Below are 8373 nucleotides of genomic sequence, written 5' to 3'. Positions count from 1 at the left end.
TGATGCTTCGCCGTATGCCAGGCGAGATCTCCACGCCGTTTCATCCGCGTCCCTCGCACGACGGCGGCGGCGACGGCGGTGCCAATCCCGACGCCGGTGCCGACCTGAGCCATCTCGTCCCCAGCCTGTCGATGCGCTGGGACGCGGCGTCCATGCCGTCGTTCAACACGGCACCGGAGGCGGCCACCGGCGACACCGCCACCGACGGCACCGAGGAACCGGTCGGCGACTACGCGATCCGGGTCCAGCTCGGCCAGATGCGGGACTCGCTGGAGTCGATGCTGGCCCGCACGTCCACCATGGTCATCCAGTACGAACTGCTCGCCACCCAGGTCCGGGCCGCGATCAGCGGCGGGGTGATCTACGGCCAGCAGGACGTCGACACCGTGCTGACCTACGAGTCGCAGGCGGTCATCGGCGGCAACGGCGGCCGGATCGTCGAGCAGGAGCAGGACTCCCCGATCCAGGACGTCGCCCGACAGTTCGCAGACACGATGAACCCCATCCAGCAGCGGGCGCTGCTGTCGCTGTCCAACGCCGTCGCGCTGATCGGCCAGTACATCGGCACCGTCAACGTCGCCGGACGCACCTACGCCCAACTGGACCGGGTCAGCGAGTTCCCCGCCCCACCGGCGGGCGGCGGCAGCTGACCGAGGTCGGGCCACGACCGCGGCGGCCCGGCTCATGACGGCGCCAGCCAGGGCAGGTCGTCGACCCGGATACCGGTCAACTCGTCGGTGGTCGGCTGCCCGACCCGCGCGATGCGGGTCGCGTGCAGCTCGGTCATCCGTTGGAACAGCTGCCGGGCGTCCCGACCGTTGCCGAAGTGCACCGACCGTTCCACCGTGGCGAAGTGCTCCAGCAGGGCGGCCCGGGCCGCGTCGTCGAGCCGGTACTGATGCCGGGTCGCCTGCTGCTCGACGATGCGGACCAGTTCGTCGGCGTCGAAGTCGTCGAAGGTGATCACCCGGGTGAACCGCGACGCCAGCCCGGGGTTGGAGGCGATGAACCGGCCCATGTCCGACGGGTAGCCCGCCGCGATCACCACGACCTCGTCGCGGTGCTCCTCCATCAGCTTGACCAGGGTGGCGATCGCCTCCTGGCCGAAGTCACTCGGTTGGCCGACGGGCACCAGCGAGTAGGCCTCGTCGATGAAGAGCACCCCACCGAGCGCCTGCTGGAAGATCGCCCGGGTACGCGGACCGGTGTGCCCGACGTACTCGCCGACCAGCGCGGCCCGGTCCGCCTCCACCAGGTGCCCCCGTGACAGCAGGCCCAGGGCGTGCAGGATCCGCCCGTACAGCCGGGCCACCGTCGTCTTTCCGGTGCCCGGGTTGCCGGCGAACACCAGGTGCCGGCTCAGCGGCGGCGCGGCCAGCCCGGCGGCGAGCCGCCGCTGCACCATCCGCGACACGTCCACCAGGGAACCGACGTCACGCTTGACCCGGTCCAGGCCGACCAGCTCGGCCAACTCGGCCAGCAGCGCCGGCAACAGGTCCGCCCCGGACTGTCCACCGTCGCCGTCGCCGTCGCCGTCCGCCGTGCCGTCGACCGCCGGTGCCGCGTCGGCCGGGGCCGGCAGCGGACCGGTCGCCACGTTCTCCGTACGGCAGTCGTCGAAGACCGGCGTCGCGTCCTGCGCCAGCGACAGGCCCTCGGCCACGTCGTGCACCAGGCACCGCAGCAACTCGGGTGCCGTCCGGGGCCCGCAGTGCACCGCCGGGTACGCCGACCGCCCGAACCGGCACTCCTCGAACCGGCCGCCGGCCGCCTCCTGCAGGTCCAGCGCGTGGTACCCGGCCCGGTCGACGGTCAGCGCGCGCACCGTGGGTCGGGCGGTGGGCCCGACGGTCATCCCGCTGCCCCGGGAACCGGTCACACTGACCCGGTGCAACAGCGCCCCGCTGTCCGCGCCGACCTCGATGCCGGTGGTCGACGCGTCGACCACCGCGCAGTCCTCCACCAGCGGCCGGTGCCGGGTGGCCAACCGGAGGCCGATGTGGGCGGCGGTCACCGTACAGTCGCGCAGTTCGGCGTCGCCGCCGTCGACGTCGATCCCGGCCAACCGCGTGCCCTGCACCCGGACCCGCCAGGCCCGCAGGTAGGCGCCCCCGGCGACCGTGACGCCCTGCTCGTGGCCGTCGCGCACCTCGGTGTCGTGCAACTCGGCCTGCGCCTGCTCCCCCAGGTAGACGCCGGCGTAGCGGGGTGCGCTGACGGTGCAGTCCCGGGCCGTCAACGACGCCGTGCCGACCACGTGCATTCCGTTGGCCGCCGTACGGGTCACCGTCGTGCCGGTCATTTCGGCGCTCGCGGTCGTGTGCAGGGCGAGCGCGGTGCCGCCGATGTCGACCAGCCGGCAGCCGTCGAGCACCAGCCGCACCGCCCCGCCGGCCAGCACCCCGGTCGCCGCGACGTCGTGCACGTGGCAGTCCGCCAGCCGTACGTCGCCGGTGCCGTCACAGACGACCGCGCCGGCGGCGCAGCCGCTGACGTCGCCACCGGTGACCGTGCCGCACGCGGCATCCCGCACGGTGATGCCAGCGCCGCGTACCTTGGTGATCCGGGTCCCGGTCACGGTGGCCCGCGCCTGGTCGGTGAAGACCAGGCCGTGTCCGGCGCAGCGTTCGACCACGCAGTCCTCCACGGTCGCCACGGCGGTGCCGCCGACCTGCAGCGCGGCCCGACGCGCCGTCTGCAGCGTGCACCGCAGCAGGTGCAGCCGGGCGTCCCCGGCGACGTGGACACCGCCACCGGTGAGGTGGCAGCTCTCCAGCAGGGCGGCACCACCACCGACGGCCACCACGGTGTCGTCGCGAGCGGCACCGACCAGGTTCACCTCCCGTACGGTCGCCGTGCCCGTGGTGCACCGCAGCGCCGGGCCGGTCGCCGGCCGCACGAACACGGTGTCGCGGCCCTTCTCCGCGACGACGGTCACCGGCCGGTCGAACACCAGCGTCTCCGGGTAGTCGCCGGGTCGCACCGACACGACCGCTCCCGGCGGCGCCGCGCGCAGCGCCGCCGTGATGGTGCGGTGTGCTCCCCAGCCCTTGGCCGCGACCCGTAGAACCTCCCGTGCCGTCGTCACCATCGGACACCCGCCCCGGTCCGGGTCCGGCTCGGCATCCCGACCCTGGTCACAGCCGGCTGCCGAGGTCGAGCAGGAAGCCGAAGACGCCGAACACGCCCAGGGCCAGCAGCGGGCAGCAGAGCACCAGCAGCGTCGTGACGAACTCGACGCCGCCGGAGCGCCGCCGGGGCAGTCCCGCCGCGTCGTCGGCCACCGCCTCGGCTGCCCGGAACGACCGGACCAGCCCGGTCGCCGCCGCCACCAGGCCGACCAGCACGAGCAGCAGCGGTCCGGCCCAGCGTTGGACCGGGCCGGGCCCGCCCAGCCAGCTGACGACCTGACCGCCGGCGAGCAGCACCACGCACACCAGCGTCGCCACTGCGGCGGTCAGGGCCGTCGCGGCGACGGCGACGACCGCGAACTGCCCGGCGCGTAGTGCCAGGATGCCGCCGGTCGCGGCGGCGAGAGCGATCGCGTACGGATCGTCCGTCGACGCCGAGACGTACGCGCTGGCCAGCACGGCCAGGCCGCCGAAGGCCACGATGCCGGTGAGCAGCCACCGTCCCTGGTCGACCAGAGCGGTGACGCTCTCGGCGTCGGCGACGGCATCGACCGACGACGACGGGGCGGCAGCCGTCACGAAGTGCCCGGCGATCTGCGGCCCGCTGAACACCACGATCAGCCCCAGCAACGCCACCACGGTCGCCGAGCGCGCCGCGTCCAGCCCCGACAACGCCAGGCCGACCGCTACCGGCAGGCTCAACAGGGAGGTCGCCATGGCGAATGTCGCCGCCAACCCGGGTACGGCGAGCCGCGCGGCCACCGCGCCGATCACCGCAGCGATGGCGACTCCGACCACCAGCGAGGCGACGGTGGTACGCGCCGGCGGCAGCAGCGCCACCGCCAACACCACGAACGGTCCTACGGACAGCCCCAGTGTGACGATCAGCGGTCCCGGCAGCGGCCAGCGTCGACGCAGCGCATGGCGGCCGAGCAGCGCACAGCCGATCCCGATGCCGAGTGCGACGACGCCGGCCACTGGCGGCGGGTCCGGCCGGGCGGCCAGGGCGGCCAGGCCACCGACCACCAGGGCCAGTCCGACGAGCAACGCCACGACCGCCCGGACCCGGGCGTCCCAGCGCAGGCCACGCTGGTTGGCTGCGGCCACCAGCTCCTCGATGTCGGTGACCACCGGGTCGTCGAGTTCGCCAGCGGCCGCGTCGCGCAGGTAGAGCGTCGTACCGTCGGTCACGCCGGCTTCGACCAGCGACATGGACGGTGGAAACGCCCGGGCGGTCCCGGTGGCCAGCGACCAGGCCGGTGGGAACGTGTCGTCGGCCGGGTCGACACCGCAAAGGTCGAGCAGACCCGGTACGTACTCGGCGATCGCTGCCCGGGACGGCAGCATCAGGTCGGCGCGGCGGTGCGCGCCGACCACGGTGACCCGGCAGCGGTCCTCACTGGTCACCGGCGCCACTCAGGACCGCCAGGTCTCGATGTTGGCGGTCTCCGCCTCCACGTAGTTGATCCAGTTGACGTCCATCACCTCGGCGATCTGACCGAGGACACCTTCGGGACCGAACAGGCCGACGGCCGCCAGGTCCCACTGCATCTGCATGTCGGTGAAATAGGTGGCGGCGGTGCTGTTCAGCCAGGTCTCCTGCAACGGGGCCAGCAGGGCCCGCAAGTTGTCCAGGTCCCCGCCGGCGATGGCGGCCTGCCCGTTGAGCCACGCGCCTGCGGCCTCGAGACCCTCGCCGACATAGATCGGCTGATCGTCGATACTCATTCTTCACACCCTCGACATCACTAGGAAAAGTTGGCCGGCGGCAGGTTCAGATCGACGTCGACGATGTTGTGATGGACCCGCTCCTCCGCGTCGGTGTAATTGACATAGGTCCCCCGCAGGCCGCTACCGATGCCGTTGAGCGAATCGTTGAGCATCTTCGCGTACACGTCGTAATTCTGCATCAACTGTTGGAAGGCACTGGCGGCGACACCTTGCCAGGATGCCTCCAAACTGACCACGTAGCTGCGAATGCCGGCCAGCAGGTCGGCAAGTTCCGACGCGGTGGTCTCGGCGTTGGTCGCGGCCGTCGCCAGGTACTCGGGCGTGACCTGGTACGTCACCCCACCCATGCTGGTCTCCGTCATTGCGCTCCTCACAACAGCAGCCCACGCGAGGGCACGCCGGGCACTCCGGGCGATCCTGCCGGACGCTTCTTGTCGATTTCTTGTCGCCCGCCCGCCGAGCGGTCGAATGTCTTGTCGATCACCTGCCACCGACGGATACTCCGGCAGATCTTCGACCGGATTCCGCGGTAGCAGTCGGCCGGTGATCCGCACCGGCCGACGGCTACCGCACGAGCGTGGCGCGGGTGCTATAAATTCCTCGGGCCTCGGACGATGTCCCCGATCGGCGGGCCAGCGCTCCGACGACCACTCGGCCGCGCCCCGGCTCGACCACCTCCGTTGGAGAGCAGACCAGTGAGCGAGCAGATCCCACCCACATCCCGGCTGCGCGGGTTCGCCGCCAGCTTCGCCGCGTCAGCCCGGCGCAGCGACGACGAGGACGGCGGCGACCACCGCTCACCGCTGCTGCGCCGCGTGGTGATCCTCGCGGCGGTCACCGCCGTGGTCGCGCTCGCCGTCGTCGGCGTCGGATTCATGGCCAACCGGATGGCCGGGGACGTCGACCGGACCGCGTTCGCCCGACCGACCACCGGCACCGCGACGGCGGCACCCGGCGCCACCGTGGACCCGTCGACCAGCGCCGCAGCCGACGACGCACCGGACGGGCCGGCGATCGGCGAATCGGCACCCGGCGGCTCCGGGCAGGCCCAGGTCGATCCGGTGGCGAACGCCCCGACCGACGCGCCCGCGGCCGCGCCCACCCCGGCCGGCGGCAGCGGTACCGCATCGGCGAACGGTGCCGGCGGCACGACCACGACCGGTTCGCCGGCGCCCCGGACCACGGCGCCACCGGCGAACCAGGGCCGGGCCATCGTCAGCTTCTCCGCGGACAAATGTATCGACGTGGTCGGTGGGCAGGGCCGCGACGGTTCGCCGCTGCAGATCTGGGACTGCACCGGGTCCGCCGGACAGCGGTGGACGCTGCAGGACGGAACGATCCGCGCGATGGGGCTGTGCATGGACGCGGCCGGTGGCAGCATGGCCGACGGGACGCCGCTGCAACTGGCCCGGTGCAACGGCGGCCAGGCCCAGCGCTGGACGGTGAACGCGGCACACGACCTGGTGAACACGGTCACCGGCCGGTGCGTCGACGTACGGGACAACGGCACCGGCAACGGCACCCGCCTGCAGTTGTGGTCCTGCGCCGGCACCGGGAACCAGAAGTGGCGCCTGCGATAGCCGCCGGGGCACCCCGGCCGGGTCACACGAGCCGGTCGGCCAGCGCGTCGCTCAGCAGGGTGGAGGCGAACGCGTAGCCGACCGGCCAGCCGTCGACGCGGGACATCACGCCGGCCTCCACGGCCGGCATCAGGAGATCGTCGACGAGGTCCGTCGATACTCCCGCCGTCCTGGCGATCAGACCGACCTCCATCGCCGCGTCGACCTGCGGACCCCGGCCGAGGCGCAGGTCCCCGTCGCCCTGGCCCAGGTACCGCAGATCGGCAAGGGAGCGCAGCAGCAGCCGGGTGCGGGCCGGCAGATCCCGTAGGACCGCCCGGAAGGCGCTGAGCGCTGCCGGCGGCACCCGACCCAGTCGGGCGTCCGCCGGCAGCGACAGCACCGCGCGTACCAGGAACGGGTTCCCACCGGTACGGCGCGCCAACGCCGTACCGTCGGCCACCCCGGCCAACCGCGCCACATCGCGCACGGTGAGCGGCTCCAGCGCGATGCGCTCCGCGCCGGACCTGGTCAGCAGCAGCGTCAGCTCGCCGACGGGGGGGCCGTCCGGGTTGCGTACGGTGCAGATCACCGTCAGCGGGACGCTCCGCAGCCCGACCGCGAGCCGCCCGAGGAAGGCTCGCGCCGCCGAGTCGAGCAGGTCGATGTCCTCGACGATCCAGACAGTGTGCCGCCGGGCGCACCGCTGCGCGACCCGCGCAACGAGTGCGTCGATGTCGCGCGGATCGCTCGACCGCCCATGCGAGTCGGCCGGCTGGTCGGCGACGCCGACCGGTGGACCGGGGTGGCCCGTCGGTGCCTCCAGGGCAGCGGTCGGTGCCGGGCCGGCCAGTTCGCTGGCCAGCCGGTCGACGGTGAGTTCCGGGCCCGCGCCGGGCAGCGCGACCGGGCGGCTGACCACGACGTCCCAACCGCCTGCGGTGGCGTCGACGGCGACCTGCTCCATCAACGCCGACTTGCCGAGTCCGAACGCGCCCGAGACCACGGCCCACGTCGTACGGCCGGTGCCGGTCCGCACGAGCATCCGCGCAAGGACGCTACGTGCCCATTCCCGGCCGACCAGCGGCGTCGCGCCGATCGGTACGGCAGCCCCAGCTGATCCCGCGCCGTCGCCGGAAGGTACGGCGGCGGCCGCACCGGAGTCGAGCTGGATGTCCTGCCGCAACACCGCCAGATGCAGCTTGCGCAACGCCGGGCCCGGCTCGGTGCCGAGTTCGTCGACGAGTGCGGCGCGGATCCGGTCGTACTGCTGCAACGCCTCGGCGGCCCGGCCGCTGCGGTAGAGCGACTTGATCAACAACTCCCAGGCCGATTCCCGCAGCGGATGACCGTCGACCAGGGCACGGGCCGACGCGGTCGCCGTCGCACAGTCGCCGACGGCCAGCAGCGTCGCGATCCGCATCTCCTCGGCGGACAGCCGGGCCTCCTCGAGCCGCCCGGCCAGGCCCCGGGCGAACGGCGCGTCCGCCACGTCGGCCAGGGCTGCCCCCCGCCACCAGCTCATCGCCGCCTCGACCTCCGCCCTGGCCGCCTCCGATCGGCCGATGGCCAGCAGCCGTCGGGTACGCCGGATCGACTCCTCGAACCGGACCGACGACAACATGGACGGGTCGACGTGCAGCAGGTACCCGGAGCCCTCGCGGACCAGCACCGCTGGCCGCCGTACCCCCGGCTCCAGCGCCGAGCGCAGTCGACTGACATGGGCGTGCAACGACGACAGGTTTCCCGGGGTCGGCCGGTCACCCCAGATGTCCTCGATCAACTGACTTCGCTGGACCGGCGCCGGGCCGGCAACCAACAGCCGCAGCAACAGCCGACGGCGCTGCGGTGGACCCAGCGGTACCGACTGGCCGAACCGCCGTACCTCCAGCGGCCCCAACACGTCGAAGATCAGGCTGCCTGCTGTCGCGGACACGTCTGCAGAGTGAAGA

General features: G+C 72.8%; 7 protein-coding genes. 2 read left to right on the top strand and 5 right to left on the bottom strand.

The genetic code is table 11. The annotated features are described in order from the left end of the window. Positions 1 to 14: 14 nt before the first annotated feature. Positions 15 to 650 carry a hypothetical protein gene (locus O7623_RS28205; RefSeq protein ID WP_282225964.1) on the top strand — a complete coding sequence of 212 codons (636 nt, stop codon included), beginning with the start codon at positions 15 to 17 and terminating at the stop codon, positions 648 to 650. A 32-nt stretch (positions 651 to 682) separates the two neighbouring features. Here the strand turns inward: O7623_RS28205 and O7623_RS28200 are convergent, their stop codons facing one another. From O7623_RS28200 to O7623_RS28185, 4 genes are read right to left on the bottom strand one after another with little or no spacing between them, the layout of a single operon-like run. After that, the gene (locus O7623_RS28200) at positions 683 to 3091 is read right to left on the bottom strand and encodes a right-handed parallel beta-helix repeat-containing protein (RefSeq protein ID WP_282225963.1); all 2409 of its coding nucleotides are present in this window, start codon (positions 3089 to 3091) and stop codon (positions 683 to 685) included. A 46-nt stretch (positions 3092 to 3137) separates the two neighbouring features. Continuing rightward, a complete protein-coding gene (locus O7623_RS28195; RefSeq protein WP_282225962.1) occupies positions 3138 to 4538 on the bottom strand; it encodes an EsaB/YukD family protein in 1401 nt (466 codons plus the stop codon). A gap of 9 nt (positions 4539 to 4547) precedes the next feature. Next, the gene (locus tag O7623_RS28190; RefSeq protein WP_282225961.1) at positions 4548 to 4859 is read right to left on the bottom strand and encodes a hypothetical protein; all 312 of its coding nucleotides are present in this window, start codon (positions 4857 to 4859) and stop codon (positions 4548 to 4550) included. 20 nt (positions 4860 to 4879) lie between these two features. Next, positions 4880 to 5224 (bottom strand): WXG100 family type VII secretion target, encoded by a 345-nt coding sequence (locus O7623_RS28185; protein WP_282225960.1) that lies wholly within the window; start codon positions 5222 to 5224, stop codon positions 4880 to 4882. A gap of 333 nt (positions 5225 to 5557) precedes the next feature. Between O7623_RS28185 and O7623_RS28180 the strand changes: the two genes are divergently transcribed. Next, entirely contained in the window at positions 5558 to 6442 is an 885-nt protein-coding gene (locus O7623_RS28180) for a ricin-type beta-trefoil lectin domain protein (protein WP_282225959.1), read from the top strand. A gap of 22 nt (positions 6443 to 6464) precedes the next feature. Here O7623_RS28180 and O7623_RS28175 read toward each other — a convergent pair whose 3' ends face one another. Then, positions 6465 to 8357 (bottom strand): BTAD domain-containing putative transcriptional regulator, encoded by a 1893-nt coding sequence (locus tag O7623_RS28175; RefSeq protein ID WP_282225958.1) that lies wholly within the window; start codon positions 8355 to 8357, stop codon positions 6465 to 6467. Between the last annotated feature and the right edge of the window lie 16 nt (positions 8358 to 8373).

This window comes from Solwaraspora sp. WMMD791, assembly GCF_029581195.1.
Lineage (GTDB): Bacteria > Actinomycetota > Actinomycetes > Mycobacteriales > Micromonosporaceae > Micromonospora_E.
Note: the sequence above shows the minus strand (reverse complement) of the source record. Positions and strands in the feature narration are given on the sequence as shown.